We start from the raw sequence: 16,349 nt of genomic DNA, 5'->3' as shown, positions 1-16,349 counted from the left end.
CGAACAGGAAAAGCTGCCAGCTCCGCGACCCCTTGCGTCCGTGGCGGCCGGCGACAGCTTGGCGAGCACTTTCGTCATCTGAGCCTGCCTGACCGATTGGGGCCAGGCCCTTGTTGCCGCCCCTCGACCTCTCCTTGAATGGCGGCGCAGAGGAGCACAGCCAAAAGGCCGATCTAGCCTATCGAGTGGCAGCAACCTCGGCGTGGCCGCGCAGCAGCGCCATCAGTTTCTTGGCGTCCTTGGCGGCGCCCTCCTCGTCGCCGTCGAGGATGGAACGGATCAGCGCGACGTGATGCTCGGCGGATTCGGCCAGCCCGGTGTCGGCCTTATAGCGGAACCAGAAGCGGCGGCTGTGGCTTTGCAAGGGGGCGGCCACTCGCGCCGCGAACGGATTGTCAGCCGCCATGGCCAGCGCTTCGTCGAGCGCCTTGTCGGCCTGGATGAAGGCAAGCACGTTGCCGGAAATCACCGCCTTCTGCATGGCCAGGGCCGCCTCGTGAAACAGGTCGGCGGCCTCGCGCGTGACGAAGCGCGCGGCCGAGCGGGCGAGCACCACCTCGATGCCGCGCCGTGCGTCCAGCACCCGCAGCCAGTCGCCGGCGTGAAGCGGCGCGACCGCGATGCCGGCTCGGGGTCTGATGTCCAGAAGGCCTTCCCATGCCAGCCTCTGGATTGCCTCGCGCACGGGGGTGCGTCCGAGACCCAGGCGGTCGATCAGCGCGCCCTCGGTGACGAAGCTCGACGGCGCCAGCTCGAGCGTGACGATCATGTGCTCAAGCGCGCGATAGGCTCTGGTCGCCGCCGGCTCGAAGGTCGCGTTCGCCTCAATGGATATCAGTTGGGAGATCAATGGCAGGCTCCTGATATATTTTTCATATATCATAACGGATTCAGCGTTGACAGGCTAATTCTTAATAGATATACGACTGATATATCAGAGGAGAAATAGCCATGTGGACCGGAGTTTTCCCCGCAGTCACGACCAAATTCACCGCCGACGACCGCCTCGACCACGCCGAGATGGAGCGCTGTTTCGGCCTGCAGATGGAGGCCGGTTGCGACGGCATCATCGTCTGCGGTTCGCTCGGCGAGGGCCCAATGCTGTCGCATGACGAGAAGGTCGAAGTGCTGAAGACGGCGCAGAAAGTCGCCGGCAGGAAGCCGGTGCTTTTGACCGTCAACGAGCCCGGCACACGCGAGGCGGCGAGCATCGCGAGGCGCGCAGCCAAGGAAGGCGCCGACGGGCTGATGGTAGTGCCGAGCCCGATCTACCACACCAATCCGGAAGAGACGGTCGCCGCTCTTCGCGCCGTGGCGGAAGCCGCCGACCTGCCGGTGATGATCTATTCCAACCGGCTCGCCTATCGCGTCGACGTCACCGTCGACCTGATGGAGGAGCTGGCGTCGGACAAGCGCTTCGTCGCCATCAAGGAATCGTCCGACGACATCCGCCGCTCAACCGAAATCATCAACCGGCTCGGCGACCGCTACGATCTCTTCACCGGCGTCGACAACCTCGCCTTCGAGGCGCTGTCGGTGGGCGCCACCGGCTGGGTCGCCGGTCTGGTCACCGCCTTCCCGCGCGAGACGGTCGCAATCTACCACTTGATGAGAGAAGGGCGCCGCGAGGAGGCACTGGCGATCTACCGCTGGTTCCGGCCCTTGCTGGACCTCGACGTATCCACCTATCTGGTCCAAAACATCAAGCTTGCCGAAGTGCTGGCGATCGGTACCAATGACCGCGTGCGCATGCCGCGCCAGCCGCTCTCCGGCGAACGCCGCAAGGCGGTCGAGAAGATCATCCGGGACGCGCTGGCGGTGCGGCCGACGCTGCCGCCGCTGCAGACGTCTGCTCGGTCGACGGACAAGCTGGTGGCGGCAGAATAAGGGACAGCCTTCACGTGCAGGAAAATTCCGAGGACGGGCGCCGCCCCTCATCTGCCCTACGGGCGCCTTCTCCCCGTTCGCGGGGGGAAGGGGAGGACATCGCCATCATCGGTGGCGGCATCATCGGCATCTGCGCGGCGGCCCTGCTCTCGGAAGCGGGGCGGAGCGTCACCGTCTTTGATCGTACCGGTATCTGCGAGGAGACGAGTTCCGGCAATGCCGCCGCCTTCGCCTTCTCCGATGTGCTGCCGCTGGCGCATAAGGGGATGATCCGGCAATTGCCGAAATGGCTCGCCGATCCGCTCGGACCACTTACCATTCCGCCGGCCTATCTGCCGACGCTCCTGCCGTGGTTGATCCGCTTCTGGCGGGCGGGAGCGGCGAAGCACTACGAGACGAGCCTGGCCACGCAGGCCGGCATGATGAAGCTTGCCGAGGCCGAGTGGATGGGCCTGCTCGACCGCTCCGGCACCCGGCCGATGCTGCGCGAGGACGGTTCCCTGGAATTCTATGAAAGCGATGCGGAGTTCCGCGCCTCACTACCCGGCTGGGCCGAGCGCCAGCGTTTCGGCATCGGCTTCCGCCATGTCGAGGGCGAGGAGATGGCCGCGCTCCAGCCGGGCCTTTCGCCGCGTTTCGTCAAGGGCACTTTCGTGCCGGGCTGGAAGACGGTCGCCGATCCGAAGCTGCTCGGCAAGGCGGTCTGGGCCTATGCGGAAAAGCTTGGCGCCCGTTTCGAGCATGCGCGGGTCGAACGCGTGGAAGCCGGGGCAAACGGCGGCACGATCGTTCTGGCCGATGGCACCAGGCGAAAGGCAAGCAAGCTTGTGATCGCCGCCGGAGCCTGGTCGCATCTCCTGGCGAAGGATCTCGGCGACCGCATCCCGCTCGAAACCGAGCGCGGCTACAACACGACGCTGCCGGCATCGGCCTTCGACGTGAAGCGGCAGCTGATCTTTTCCGGCCATGGCTTTGTCATCACTCCGCTGTCAACGGGCCTGCGCGTCGGCGGCGCAGTCGAGCTCGGCGGCATCGAGCGGCCGCCGAACTTCGCGCGTTCCAAGGCGATGCTTGAGAAGGCAAGCCGTTTCCTGCCGGGGCTCGATCCGTCGGGCGGCCGCGAGTGGATGGGTTATCGCCCGTCGCTGCCGGATTCTCTGCCGGTGATCGGCGCGGCGCGCGCGCCGGACATCTTCTATGCATTTGGCCATGGCCATCTCGGCCTGACCCAGTCGGCGGCGACCGGGCGCTTGATCCGCGATCTCATCCTCGGGCAGCCTCCGCCGCTCGATCTCACCCCGTTCCGTGCGCAGCGTTTCTGAAAAAGAGAGTTTGATGACCAAGAAATCCTTCTTCTGCATCGACGGGCATACCTGCGGCAATCCGGTGCGCCTGGTTGCCGGCGGCGGGCCGCTGCTCGAGGGCTCGACGATGATGGAGCGGCGGGCGCATTTCCTCGCCGAGTATGACTGGATCCGCACCGGGCTGATGTTCGAGCCGCGCGGCCATGACGTGATGTCGGGCTCGATCCTCTATCCGCCGACGCGCGAGGACTGCGACATCGCCATCCTGTTCATCGAGACGTCGGGCTGCCTGCCGATGTGCGGGCACGGCACGATCGGCACGGTGACGATGGCGATCGAGCACGGGTTGGTGAAGCCGAGGACGCCGGGCGTGCTGAGGCTCGACACGCCGGCCGGCCTGGTCGTCGCCGAATACAGCCAAGTAGGCGAATATGTCGAGGAGGTGCGCATCACCAACGTGCCGTCCTTCCTCTATGCTGAAGGGCTGACCGTCGAATGCCCGGTGCTGGGCGAGATCACTGTCGACGTCGCCTATGGCGGTAATTTCTACGCCATCGTCGAGCCGCAGCAGAACTACCGGGACATGGCCGACTACTCGGCGGGCGACCTCATCGCCTGGAGCCCGGTAGTGCGACAGCGCCTCAATGAGAAATACTCCTTCGTGCATCCGGAGAATCCCGGCATCAACCGGCTCTCGCACATGCTTTGGACAGGCAAGCCCAGGCATGCCGAGGCCGATGCCCGCAACGCCGTGTTCTATGGCGACAAGGCGATCGACCGCTCGCCTTGCGGCACGGGAACCTCGGCGCGAATGGCGCAGCTCCACGCCAAGGGCAGGCTCAAGCCCGGCGACAGTTTTGTCCATGAATCGATCATCGGCTCGCTGTTCAAGGGCAGGGTCGAGAAAGAGGTCAGCGTCGCCGGCAAACCGGCGATCATTCCTTCCATCGGCGGCTGGGCGCGCATGACCGGACTGAACACAATCTTCATCGACGACCGCGATCCGTTCGCGCATGGATTCATTGTCACCTGATGCGCTCAGCCGGCATGTATTCCGGCTGCGGTGAGGTCCAAGACGCGACCCGCGAGACGAGGGCGTCTTGCCGTCACATGGCGGTCGCAGATGACACAATCATGACCTTACGTAATGTGCGCAGGCTGGAAACGGAGCGCTTCGATCTTGCAAGGATTCTTCTCATCAACTTATTTTGACGGTGATTTCTTCGACACGAAGCCCATCATAAGGTTGAATCGTCAAAGACATTGCGTTGTGCCAATGCTAGGGTCCGCGATAGTCCAGGGGTCGGGTGTGAAAAAACGAGCAATCGGACGGCGTGCCTGCAAACCACGCGGAGCGATTGAAAAATCACGTTGCAATCCGGGCTCGAAACTTTACGACTAGGGGAAATACGAAAAGGAATGCGTCCGCAAAGGCGACATTCCAGGGGAGCCGCGTAAATATGCAGTACTTCGTCCAGCAGCTTATCAACGGGCTGACGCTGGGATCGATCTATGGGCTGATCGCGATCGGCTATACGATGGTCTACGGCATCATCGGCATGATCAATTTCGCCCATGGCGACATTTTCATGGTCGGCGCCTTCACCGCGCTCATCGTCTTCCTCATCCTTGGCGCATTGTTCTATTCGGTGCCGGTCGTTGTGGCGCTTCTGATCATGATGATCGTGGCGATGCTTCTCACCAGCCTCTACAACTGGACGATCGAGAAGGTGGCCTACAGGCCGCTGCGCGGCTCGTTCCGGCTGGCGCCGCTGATCACCGCCATCGGCATGTCGATCGCGCTTTCCAACTTCGTCCAGGTGACGCAGGGCCCTCGCAACAAGCCGATCCCGCCGCTGGTCAGCCAGGTCTACACGATCGACGGCATCAGCATCTCGCTGAAGCAGATCATCATCGTGATCGTCACTGTCATATTGCTGGCAATCTTCTGGTACCTCGTCAATCGAACGGCGCTCGGCCGGGCGCAGCGCGCCTGCGAGCAGGACCGCAAGATGGCCGCGCTGCTCGGCATCGACGTCGACCGCACCATTTCCATCACCTTCATCATGGGCGCGGCTCTCGCCGCCGTCGCCGGCACGCTGTTCCTGATGTATTACGGCGTCGTGGTGTTCTCGGACGGGTTCGTGCCGGGCGTGAAGGCCTTCACCGCGGCCGTGCTCGGCGGCATTGGGTCGCTGCCGGGCGCCGTGCTCGGCGGACTGCTCATCGGCTTCATCGAGAGCATGTGGTCGGCCTATTTCTCCATCGACTACAAGGACGTCGCCGCTTTCTCGATCCTGGCGATCGTGCTCATCTTCCTGCCCTCCGGCATCCTGGGCCGGCCTGAAGTCGAAAAGGTCTGATCCTCATGGCCGCCACCGTGTCCTCGGAGCGCGACGCCGTCGCTACTCCAATCCAGCGTGCTTTTCGTGAGGCGTTCTACGCGGGTGCCATTTCGCTTGGCCTGTTCGTGCTGTTCATCGGTCTCAGGACGGACCAGAACATCAGCAACGAATTGATCCTGGTGCAGCGGTGGGGCCTGCTTGCCCTGGTGGTTGCCGCTGTCGCCATCGGTCGCTTCCTCTATGTCGCTTATGCAATTCCGGCGATGGAGCGGTCGAAGGCCGAGAAAGCCGCAGCGCCCGCCATTGTCGCCGAACCCGGTTTCATAAAGCGGAACTTCAACAAGATCGGCGCCACAGTGCTGATCCTCTACCCCATTGCGATGGTGCTGCTCTTCGGCTTCCAGGGCTCGCTGAAATGGGTCGACAATTTCGGCATCCAGATACTGATCTACGTCATGCTGGCCTGGGGCCTCAACATCGTGGTCGGGCTGGCCGGCCTGCTCGATCTCGGCTACGTCGCCTTCTACGCGGTCGGCGCCTATGCCTATGCGTTGCTGGGCACGCATTACGGCCTGTCTTTCTGGATATTGCTGCCGGCGGCCGGCGCCATGGCGGCGTTCTGGGGTATTATGCTCGGCTTTCCGGTGCTCAGGCTGCGCGGCGACTATCTGGCGATCGTTACCCTTGCCTTCGGCGAGATCATCCGCCTGGTGCTGATCAACTGGCGCGAGGTGACCAACGGGTCGGCCGGGATTTCGGGCATCCCGAAAGTGTCGTTCTTCGGCCTGATATCGTTCAATGTCTCCGACCCGAACTACATCGCCAAGGTGCTGCACATCGCCCAGTCGGGCGCCTACTACAAGATCTTCCTCTACTACCTCGCCCTCGGGCTCTGCTTCCTCACTGCATTCGTCACCATCAGGCTTCGCCGTCTGCCGGTGGGCCGCGCCTGGGAGGCGTTGCGCGAGGATGAGATCGCCTGCCGTTCGCTCGGCATCAACACCACCACCACCAAGCTGACGGCGTTCGCCACTGGCGCCATGTTCGGCGGCTTTGCCGGCTCGTTCTTCGCCGCACGGCAAGGCTTCGTCAGCCCCGAATCCTTTGTTTTCCTTGAATCGGCGATCATCCTCGCCATCGTCGTGCTCGGCGGCATGGGTTCGTTGGGCGGCATCGCCGTGGCGGCGCTGGTTATGATCGGCGGCACCGAAATCCTGCGCGAGCTCGACTTCCTCAAGGCCGTGTTCGGTCCCGACTTCACGCCTGAGCTCTACCGCATGCTTCTGTTCGGCATGGCCATGGTCATCGTCATGCTGTGGAAGCCGCGCGGCTTCGTCGGCAGCCGAGAACCGACGGCCTTCCTGAAAGAACGAAGAGCGGTCTCAGCCTCCTTCACCAAGGAGGGGCATGGCTGATGAACGCGCAGGCTTCCATGAACGACATAATCCTTCAGGTCGAGCACCTGTCGATGAAGTTTGGCGGGCTGGTCGCCATCGGCGACCTGTCCTTCCAGGCCAGGCGCGGCGAGATCACCGCGCTGATCGGGCCGAACGGCGCCGGCAAGACCACGGTGTTCAACTGCATCACCGGTTTCTACAAGCCGTCGGAGGGCATGCTGACGCTCAACCGGCGCGACGGCTCGACCTACCTGCTCGAGCGCCTGCCCAACCATGAGATCCCGGCGCGCGCCAAGGTGGCGCGCACCTTCCAGAACATCCGGCTGTTTTCCGGCATGACACTGCTGGAGAACCTGCTGGTGGCCCAGCACAACAAGCTGATGAAGGCCTCGGGCTACAGCTTCCTCGGGCTGTTCGGCTTCCCGAGCTATCGCCAGGCGTCCGCCGAATCGATCGAGCTCGCCAAGCACTGGTTGGAGAAGGCCGATCTCGTCGACCGCGCCGACGATCCGGCCGGCGACCTGCCCTATGGCGCGCAGCGCCGCCTGGAGATCGCGCGCGCCATGTGCACGGGGCCGGAGCTCTTGTGCCTGGATGAGCCGGCAGCCGGCCTCAATCCAAAGGAATCTGCCGCACTCAACGACCTGCTGATGGGCATCAAGGCCACCGGTACGTCGATCCTGCTCATCGAGCACGATATGTCGGTGGTGATGCAGATCTCCGACCATGTCGTGGTGCTCGAATACGGCCGCAAGATCTCGGACGGCAATCCGCAGTCAGTCCGAACCGACCCGCGCGTCATCGCCGCCTATCTTGGCGTCGACGACGAGGAGGTCGAGACGGTGCTGACGGAAGTCGGCGACGAGGATGTCATCGAGCAGCTCGACACCGGACCGGACTCGGCGCACGGCCCCGGCAACTCCGCTTCGATGATGGCGGGGCCGGTATCCGACAGCGTCGAACATGCTGACGAGGGCGAGCGGGTCACCGTGTCGAAGGGGGCCTCGAAAGCGGCGCAGGTCGAAGCGCGCGCCGCGGTGATCGCCAGCAAGCCGGCGGTTCCCCCGGCTACGGAAAGCCGGGCGGCCTCGGCAAGGCCGGCGGCCAAAAAGCCGGCTGTAAAGGCGCCGGAGACAAAGGCGGCTGCGACGAAGTCTTCCGCCCCGAAAGCCAAGGGCATCTCCAATCGCCTCGACGCGCCGCGCGGCGGCAAGGCCGACAGCCTGATCCGCATCAAGGGCATCGGCCCGGTCAACGAGAGGAAGCTGAACGAGCACGGCATCTTCCATTTCGACCAGATCGCGGCCTGGAAGAAGGCCGACATCGAAGCGGCGGAAGCCTATCTCGCCTTTGACGGGCGCATTGCCCGAGAAGACTGGATCGGTCAGGCAAAGACGCTGGCGAAAGAAGTGGCGGCCAAGCCCGCGACGCGTGGAGGGCGCAAGTAATGGCCGGCACGACATTGCTCGATATCAAGGGCGTCGAGACCTATTACGGAAACATCCGGGCGCTGAACGGCGTCAATGTGCATGTCAACGAGGGTGAGATCGTGGCGCTTATCGGCGCCAACGGCGCCGGCAAGTCGACGCTTATGATGACCATCTTCGGCGCGCCGCGCGCCCGCACCGGCACCATCACCTTCGCCGGCACCGACATCACGCAGATGCCGACGCACGAGATCGCACGCCTGCGCATCGCGCAATCGCCCGAAGGCAGGCGTATCTTCCCGCGCATGACGGTGATGGAAAACCTGCAGATGGGGGCCAGCCTCGACAACCTCAAGCATTATGACGAGGACGTCGAGAAGGTGTTCACGCTGTTTCCGCGGCTGAAGGAGCGCATCGCCCAGCGTGGCGGTACTCTCTCGGGCGGCGAGCAGCAGATGCTGTCGATCGGACGCGCGCTGATGGCGCGGCCGAAGCTTCTGTTGCTGGACGAACCGTCGCTGGGCCTTGCGCCGCTGATCGTCAAGCAGATATTCGACGCCATCCGCGAATTGAACAAGTCGCAAGGGCTGACCGTGTTTCTGGTCGAGCAGAATGCGTTCGGCGCGCTCAAGCTCGCCACTCGCGGCTATGTCATGGTCAATGGCAATGTGACGATGAGCGGCACCGGCAAGGAGTTGCTCGCCAATCCGGAAGTCCGCGCCGCCTATCTTGAAGGCGGACATCACTGAGAGGGGTCTTCATCATGCAGGGTATTCTCTACGAAGAGGCCTCTTTCTTGCAGTTCCTGTTCGTCACCTGCTTGCTCGGCGGCTGGGCGGCGTGGATGACGGGCAAGGCGGCGGCGCAGACCTGGAGCACTCACGTTCAGCTGTTCTTTTACATGCTTGGTCTCGGCATCGGCATCAGGTTCATCCATCACGCCTTGTTCGAGGGTACGATGTTCTCGCTGCATTACTATATCGTCGACACCATCGTGCTGATGATATTGGGCTTTGTCGGCTATCAATACACGCGCACCAACCAGATGGTCACACAGTATAACTGGCTCTATGAAAGAGCTTCCTTATTAAGCTGGAAGCCGAAAGGTTGATGGTCGCCATTACGCCGGTTCCGACATGAATCGGCGTGACAAGTGCCTGAAAATCGGCATTCTATGCTTTCTGCGATAAGGGTGGGCATCGCATGAAAGTATCATCCACGCCCACTCCGTAAATGGGAGCGTTTCAATGAAAAAATCACTCTTGTCCGCCGTGGCGCTGACCGCGTTCGTCGCGCTCAGCGGCAGCGCGTGGGCCGCCGACCTTCTGATCGGCGTCGCGGGTCCGATCACCGGCCCGAACGCCGCCTTCGGCGCGCAGTTGCAGAAGGGCGCTGAACAGGCGGTCGCCGACATCAACGCGGCGGGCGGCGTCAACGGCCAGCAGCTGAAGCTCGAGATCGGCGACGACGTGTCCGATCCCAAGCAGGGCATCTCGGTCGCCAACAAGTTCGTCGCCGACGGCGTCAAGTATGTCGACGGCCACTTCAACTCGGGCGTGACCATCCCGGCCTCGGAAGTCTACGCCGAGAACGGCATCCTCGTCATGACGCCTGCGGCGACCAATCCGCAACTGACCGAGCGCGGCCTGTGGAACACCTTCCGTACCTGCGGTCGCGACGACCAGCAGGGCAAGGTGGCTGGCGACTACATCGCCAAGAATTTCAAGGACGCCAAGATCGCCATCATCCACGACAAGACGCCTTACGGCCAGGGTCTCGCCGACGAGACCAAGAAGAACCTGAACGCCAACGGCGTGAAGGAAGTGATGTATGAAGGCGTGAACGTCGGCGACAAGGACTTCTCGGCCCTCATCGCCAAGATGAAGGAAAACGGCGTTACGCTCATCTACTGGGGCGGCCTGCACACCGAAGCCGGCCTGATCATCCGCCAGTCGGCCGACCAGGGCCTGAAGGCGCCGCTGTTCTCCGGCGACGGTATCGTCTCCAACGAACTGGCCTCGATCGCCGGCGATGCCGTTGCCGGCACGCTCAATACCTTCGCTCCGGATCCGCGCAAGAATCCGGCCGCCAAGGAAGTGGTCGAGAAGTTCCGCGCCGCCGGCTTCGAGCCGGAAGCCTATACTCTCTACTCCTATGCCGCCGTGCAGATCATCGCCCAGGCCATCACCAAGGTCGGCTCGGCCGACGATGCGCAGAAGGTCGCTGAGATGATCAAGTCGGGCGGACCGTGGAAGACGGCCATCGGCGATATCGGTTACGACTCCAAGGGCGACATCACCCGTCCGGACTATGTCGTCTACGAGTGGAAGAAGGGCGAAGACGGCAAGTACAGCTACTTCGAGAAATAAGCCGGCAATAGAAGCCGACTTTCGAGAAATGCCCGGCGCATTGCGCCGGGCATTTTCGTTTTGCTTTGGGACAGAGCGGAAAGCTGCACGCCCCGCGCTCGGCGGTGCCCCGTCTGCCGCCCACTGCCGGTCTTCGAGAACGGCAATAGAGGTTTGACGCAAACAAGCGACCTAAATCGTTTTAGGTGTCGTGCAATTTGTTTGCACTGCAGCATTTTCCCGCTAATCATTGCGCCGGTTCAACGTCCCTTACGCTGCTGGAGCCCAGTCCTTGGCCATCACGAAGATCCTCGTCGCCAACCGGTCCGAAATCGCCATCCGCGTGTTCCGCGCGGCCAATGAGCTCGGCCTTAAAACCGTGGCGATCTGGGCTGAGGAGGACAAATATTCGCTGCACCGCTTCAAGGCCGACGAGAGCTACCAGGTCGGGCGGGGGCCGCATCTGGCCAAGGACATGGGGCCGATCGAGAGCTACCTGTCGATCGAGGAGGTGATCCGGGTCGCCAGGCAGTCGGGCGCCGACGCCATCCACCCCGGCTATGGCCTGCTCTCGGAGAGCCCGGAATTCGCCGAGGCCTGCGCCGAGGCGGGCATCACCTTCATCGGCCCGAAGCCGGAAACGATGCGCCGGCTGGGCAACAAGGTCGCCGCGCGCAATCTGGCGATCGAGGTCGGTGTGCCGGTGGTGCCGGCAACCGATCCACTGCCGGACGATATGGACGAGGTGAAGAGGCTTGCCGCGCAAATCGGCTATCCGGTCATGCTCAAGGCCTCCTGGGGCGGCGGCGGCAGAGGCATGCGCGCCATCCGTGCCGAGGCCGATCTCGCGCGTGAGGTGATGGAAGGCAAACGCGAGGCCAAGGCCGCCTTCGGCAAGGACGAGGTCTATCTCGAAAAGCTGATCGAGCGCGCCCGCCATGTCGAGGTCCAGGTGCTGGGCGACACCCACGGCAACGCCGTGCATCTGTTCGAGCGCGACTGCTCGATCCAGCGCCGCAACCAGAAGGTCGTGGAGCGCGCGCCGGCGCCCTATCTCAGCGAGGAGTTGCGTCAGGAGCTTTGCGGCTATGCGCTCAAGATCGCGCGCGAAACGAGCTATGTCGGCGCCGGCACGGTCGAGTTCCTGCAGGACGCGGACACCGGCAAGTTCTACTTCATCGAGGTCAATCCGCGCATCCAGGTCGAGCATACCGTCACCGAGCAAGTGACCGGCATCGATATCGTCAAGGCGCAGATCCATATCCTAGACGGCTTCGCCATCGGCACGAGGGAATCGGGCGTGCCGGCGCAAAAGGACATCAGGCTCAACGGCCACGCGTTGCAGTGCCGCATCACCACCGAGGATCCGGAGCACAATTTCATCCCGGACTATGGCCGCATCACCGCCTATCGCGAAGCGGCCGGTTTCGGCATCCGGCTCGACGGCGGCACCGCCTATTCGGGCGCGGTCATCACCCGCTTCTACGATCCGCTGCTCGAAAAGGTGACGGCCTGGGCGCCCACCCCAGGCGAGGCGATTTCGCGCATGAACCGGGCGCTGCGCGAGTTCCGCATCAGGGGCGTGGCCACCAACCTCACCTTCCTCGAGGCGATCATCAACCACCCGCGCTTCGCCGACAATTCCTACACGACCAAGTTCATCGACACGACGCCGGAACTGTTCGAGCAGGTGAAGCGGCAGGACCGCGCAACCAAGCTGCTTACCTATCTGGCCGATGTCAGCGTCAACGGCCACCCCGAGACGCGCGGCCGGCCGATGCCGAAGGCGAACTCGGCCGCACCCGTCGTGCCCTATCTCAATGGCCGCATCCCGGACGGCACCAAGCAGAAGCTCGATGCGCTCGGCCCGGAGAAATTCGCGACCTGGATGCGGGAGCAGCGCCAGGTGCTGGTCACCGACACGACGATGCGCGACGGCCACCAGTCGCTGCTCGCGACCCGCATGCGCACGCATGACATCGTCGGCATCGCCGGCACCTATGCGCGGGCGCTGCCGCAACTGTTGTCGCTGGAGTGCTGGGGCGGCGCGACGTTCGACGTCGCCATGCGCTTCCTCACCGAGGATCCGTGGGAGCGGTTGAGCAAGGTGCGCGAGGCGGCGCCCAACCTTCTGCTGCAGATGCTTTTGCGCGGCGCCAACGGTGTCGGCTACACCAACTATCCCGACAATGTCGTCCAGCATTTCGTGCACCAAGCGGCAAGCGGTGGCGTCGACCTGTTCCGCGTTTTCGACTGCCTGAACTGGGTCGAGAACATGCGCGTCGCCATGGACGCGGTCGGCGCGGAGGGCAAGCTGGTCGAAGCGGCGATGTGCTACACCGGCGACATCCTCGATCCGGCGCGCGCCAAATACGACCTCAAATATTATGTCGGGCTGGCCAAGGAGCTGGAGGCCGCCGGCGCGCATATCATCGCCGTCAAGGACATGGCGGGCCTGCTGAAGCCGGCCGCGGCGCGCGTGCTGTTCAAGGCGCTGCGCGAGGCGACGGACCTGCCGATCCATTTCCACACGCATGACACGTCGGGCCTCTCGGCGGCGACAGTGCTGGCGGCGGTGGAGAGCGGCGCCGACGCGATCGACGCGGCGATGGATTCCTTCTCCGGCAACACCTCGCAGCCCTGCCTCGGCTCGATCGTCGAGGCGCTGAGAGGCACCGAGCGCGATCCCGGCCTCGATCCGCAGTGGATCCGTCACATCTCCTTCTACTGGGAGGCGGTGCGCAACCAGTATGCCGCCTTCGAGAGCGACCTCAAGGGACCTGCCTCGGAAGTCTACCTGCACGAAATGCCGGGCGGCCAGTTCACCAACCTCAAGGAACAGGCGCGCTCGCTCGGACTGGAGACGCGCTGGCACGAGGTCGCGCAGGCCTATCACGACGTCAATCTGATGTTCGGCGACATCGTCAAGGTGACGCCCTCGTCCAAGGTGGTCGGCGACATGGCGTTGATGATGGTGAGCCAGGACCTCACCGTCGCCGATGTCGAGAACCCGGCCAAGGACATCGCCTTCCCGGACTCGGTCGTGTCGATGTTGCGCGGCGATCTCGGCCAGTCGCCCGGGGGCTGGCCGGCGGCACTGCAGAAGAAGGCGCTGAAGGGTGAGAAGCCGATCACGGTCAGGCCCGGCTCGCTGCTGAAGCCCGCCGACCTCAAGGCCAGCCGCAAGGACATCGAGACGAAACTCGACCGCAAGCTCTCGGAATACGAGTTCGCGTCATGGCTGATGTATCCGAAAGTGTTCACCGACTTCGCCGCCGCGCAGGAGACTTACGGGCCGGTGAGTGTGCTGCCAACGCCGACCTATTTCTACGGCATGAAGTCGGAAGAAGAGATCTTCCTCGACATCGAGAAGGGCAAGACGCTCGTGGTTCGCTGCCAGGCGTTCGGCGACGTCGACGACCAGGGCATGGTCACGGTGTTCTTCGAGCTCAACGGCCAGCCGCGTCGCATCAAGGTGCCGGACAGGGCGCATGGCGCTTCCGCCGCCAAGGCGCGCCGCAAGGCCGAGCCCGGCAATGAAGGGCATGTCGGCGCGCCGATGCCGGGCGTCGTGTCGGCGCTTGCCGTGGCGGCCGGACAGGCGGTCAAGGCGGGCGACGTGCTCTTGTCGATCGAAGCGATGAAGATGGAAACCGCGCTGCACGCCGAACGCGACGGCGAGGTCGCCGAAGTGCTGGTCAAGGCAGGCGACCAGATCGATGCGAAGGATTTGTTGATCTCTTTCAAGTGACGCTCGGATCGTCATGTCCGACGGGCGGCTGGCGGCAGCCGTCCACAGCCGTCGACAAGTGTCTTGACCCGCCGCGCCCGCTCGGGCAGGGAACCGGCTCCAATTCGCCGCGGCGGGAATCGCCACGGCTCGAAAAGACGCGGAGAGATAAATGGCCGACGAAATCACCGAGACCAGCCAGACTGTAGCCGCCGGCCAGCTGCGCACCATCATCGAGCGCATCGAGCGGCTCGAGGAAGAGAAGAAGACGATCTCGGACGACATCAAGGATGTCTATGCCGAAGCCAAGGGCACCGGCTTCGACACCAAGGCGATCCGCACCATCGTGCGGCTGCGCAAGAAGGACCAGGCCGAACGCCAGGAGGAGGAGTCGATCCTCGATCTTTACAAGGCCGCTCTCGGCATGGTCTGAGGAGGCTGTTTGGAAATTCTACTCCGGCGGCCATCTGATGACGTTTTCGGTGCTTCCGTTGCTCATGGACCCAAAAGTCCGCTGCGCTACGGTTCTCGAAACCGCCACCATATGACTTGCCAGAGCGAATTACGAAACAGTCTCGGCCAGCGGGGCACGCGGCCATGAACGAATTCGACTTCGGCGGCCGCCGCGCCTCGGAGTTCCGCCATCGTGGGTTCTGGGTGCTGTTCGCCGAACGGCATCCGGAAGAAAAGCCAAGGATGGCGCGACGCGGGCCCTGGTTCTGGCAACGAGGGTTGCCGGACTTAGCCCTGGTGCTTTCGATGTATGTCGCGCCGGCGCAGAACCATGTCGGCGTCTTCTTCGGGCGCAACGAGAAGTTCGGCGCCACGGAGTCCTGGTCGCGGCTGAAACCGTTCCAGCCGGCGATCGAAGCCAGGCTGAAGCTCAGGCCCGAACAGAGCAGCGAAGGTCTCGGCATCAACTCGATGTGGCGTGTCAACTGCTACGCCGAGGACAACTGGCCGGCCATGACCGACTGGCTGGCGAGGGAATGCTCACGCTTCGAGGAAGCCGTGACCGACGTTCTGGGGCAAGGATAGGGCGCCGGTGATGACGGAGTTTTTCCGTGGGCGGTGGAGAGGCGAAGAGCCGCTCGACCGGCTGTTTTGGCGCGACATGCTGCTCGTCGGCACCGTCCTGAGCCTCGCCTCTTCGGCGCTGGCGCTGCTCCTGCTTGGGCTGAAGCTGCCGCTCTGGCTGGTGCTGGCGGCGCATTTCCTTCCCGTCCCTTACAACATATTCCTGGCCACCGCCGTCTGGCGGACGGCGGAGAAGAGCGGCAGCCTGAAGGCGCAGTTGATGATGCTGGGTTCGGCGCTCTGGCTGATCGCGACGGTCGTGGTATGAGGTTCTTTTCCGGAGCAGTTCCGGGCGGAAGGCTACGGCGAAGGCGCCGAGCCTAACCGCGTCACACTTTTCCTGGAATTGCTCCATGCGAAAAAGGGCGGCCGATGCCGCCCCTTGCGAAGTCATTCCCGACGCATCAGGCTGCCGGCGCGAAGCGCAGCGCCACGCCATTGATGCAATAGCGCAGGCCGGTCGGCGGCGGGCCGTCCTCGAAGACATGGCCGAGATGGCTGCCGCAGCGCGCGCAATGGCATTCTGTGCGGACCATGCCGTAGCTGCGGTCGACGGTGGTCTCGATCGAGCCCGCGACCGGGTCGTTGAAGCTCGGCCAGCCGGTGCCGCTCTCGAACTTGAGCTTGGATTCGAACAGCGGCTGGTCGCAGCCGACGCAGTAGAAGGTGCCGGAGCGCTTCTCATAGAGCAGGGCGCAACTGCCGGGACGCTCGGTGCCGTGATTGCGCATGACGGCATACTGCTCCGGCGTCAGCTTGGCGCGCCACTCGGCATCGGTGCGGGTGACGGGATAGGCGTGGGTGTCCATGAAATCTCCTCGGCCTTGGCGGCTC

15 protein-coding genes are annotated in these 16,349 nt (G+C 63.6%); 13 read left to right on the top strand and 2 right to left on the bottom strand.

The features are described 5' to 3' along the window. Positions 1-178 precede the first annotated feature (178 nt). Positions 179-883 carry a GntR family transcriptional regulator gene (locus ACR64R_RS20505; RefSeq protein ID WP_487358100.1) on the bottom strand — a complete coding sequence of 235 codons (705 nt, stop codon included), beginning with the start codon at positions 881-883 and terminating at the stop codon, positions 179-181. Positions 884-951: 68 nt separating this feature from the next. On the opposite strand from ACR64R_RS20505, the gene ACR64R_RS20500 reads away from it, so the two are divergent. The 13 genes from ACR64R_RS20500 (at position 952) to ACR64R_RS20440 (ending at position 15,783) form a co-directional block, all read left to right on the top strand. Continuing rightward, positions 952-1,887, top strand: a complete 936-nt coding sequence (locus tag ACR64R_RS20500; protein ID WP_487358099.1) for a dihydrodipicolinate synthase family protein — start codon at positions 952-954, stop codon at positions 1,885-1,887. Between the two features lie 14 nt (positions 1,888-1,901). Continuing rightward, positions 1,902-3,209: an NAD(P)/FAD-dependent oxidoreductase gene (locus tag ACR64R_RS20495; protein WP_487358098.1), complete on the top strand. Its 1,308-nt coding sequence runs from the start codon at positions 1,902-1,904 to the stop codon at positions 3,207-3,209. Between the two features lie 13 nt (positions 3,210-3,222). Beyond that, a complete protein-coding gene (locus ACR64R_RS20490; RefSeq protein WP_487358097.1) occupies positions 3,223-4,224 on the top strand; it encodes a 4-hydroxyproline epimerase in 1,002 nt (333 codons plus the stop codon). 427 nt (positions 4,225-4,651) lie between these two features. Then, entirely contained in the window at positions 4,652-5,554 is a 903-nt protein-coding gene (locus ACR64R_RS20485) for a branched-chain amino acid ABC transporter permease (protein WP_487358096.1), read from the top strand. Between the two features lie 5 nt (positions 5,555-5,559). Next, entirely contained in the window at positions 5,560-6,951 is a 1,392-nt protein-coding gene (gene livM, locus ACR64R_RS20480; protein ID WP_487358095.1) for a high-affinity branched-chain amino acid ABC transporter permease LivM, read from the top strand. Beyond that, a complete protein-coding gene (locus ACR64R_RS20475; RefSeq protein WP_487358094.1) occupies positions 6,951-8,381 on the top strand; it encodes an ATP-binding cassette domain-containing protein in 1,431 nt (476 codons plus the stop codon). Before livM ends, ACR64R_RS20475 begins: the two co-directional genes overlap by 1 nt. Beyond that, positions 8,381-9,109 carry an ABC transporter ATP-binding protein gene (locus tag ACR64R_RS20470; protein ID WP_487358093.1) on the top strand — a complete coding sequence of 243 codons (729 nt, stop codon included), beginning with the start codon at positions 8,381-8,383 and terminating at the stop codon, positions 9,107-9,109. The genes ACR64R_RS20475 and ACR64R_RS20470 overlap by 1 nt, the downstream gene beginning before the upstream one ends. Positions 9,110-9,123: 14 nt before the next feature. After that, the gene (locus ACR64R_RS20465; RefSeq protein WP_487358092.1) at positions 9,124-9,471 is read left to right on the top strand and encodes a DUF6867 family protein; all 348 of its coding nucleotides are present in this window, start codon (positions 9,124-9,126) and stop codon (positions 9,469-9,471) included. 136 nt (positions 9,472-9,607) lie between these two features. Then, on the top strand, positions 9,608-10,729 hold the full coding sequence (locus ACR64R_RS20460) for a branched-chain amino acid ABC transporter substrate-binding protein (protein WP_487358091.1): 1,122 nt from the start codon (positions 9,608-9,610) through the stop codon (positions 10,727-10,729). Between the two features lie 271 nt (positions 10,730-11,000). After that, positions 11,001-14,459: a pyruvate carboxylase gene (pyc, locus tag ACR64R_RS20455; RefSeq protein WP_487358090.1), complete on the top strand. Its 3,459-nt coding sequence runs from the start codon at positions 11,001-11,003 to the stop codon at positions 14,457-14,459. A 151-nt stretch (positions 14,460-14,610) separates the two neighbouring features. After that, positions 14,611-14,871 carry a DUF2312 domain-containing protein gene (locus tag ACR64R_RS20450; RefSeq protein ID WP_040991643.1) on the top strand — a complete coding sequence of 87 codons (261 nt, stop codon included), beginning with the start codon at positions 14,611-14,613 and terminating at the stop codon, positions 14,869-14,871. 164 nt (positions 14,872-15,035) lie between these two features. Further along, positions 15,036-15,476 (top strand): hypothetical protein, encoded by a 441-nt coding sequence (locus tag ACR64R_RS20445; protein ID WP_487358089.1) that lies wholly within the window; start codon positions 15,036-15,038, stop codon positions 15,474-15,476. 10 nt (positions 15,477-15,486) lie between these two features. Further along, a complete protein-coding gene (locus tag ACR64R_RS20440) occupies positions 15,487-15,783 on the top strand; it encodes a hypothetical protein (protein ID WP_487358088.1) in 297 nt (98 codons plus the stop codon). 136 nt (positions 15,784-15,919) lie between these two features. Here ACR64R_RS20440 and msrB read toward each other — a convergent pair whose 3' ends face one another. Continuing rightward, positions 15,920-16,324 carry a peptide-methionine (R)-S-oxide reductase MsrB gene (gene msrB / locus ACR64R_RS20435; RefSeq protein ID WP_487358087.1) on the bottom strand — a complete coding sequence of 135 codons (405 nt, stop codon included), beginning with the start codon at positions 16,322-16,324 and terminating at the stop codon, positions 15,920-15,922. Between the last annotated feature and the right edge of the window lie 25 nt (positions 16,325-16,349).

The sequence above is a fragment of the Mesorhizobium sp. MC2-1-1 genome (genome assembly GCF_057597255.1).
This window is presented reverse-complemented; position numbering and strand designations above follow the sequence as displayed.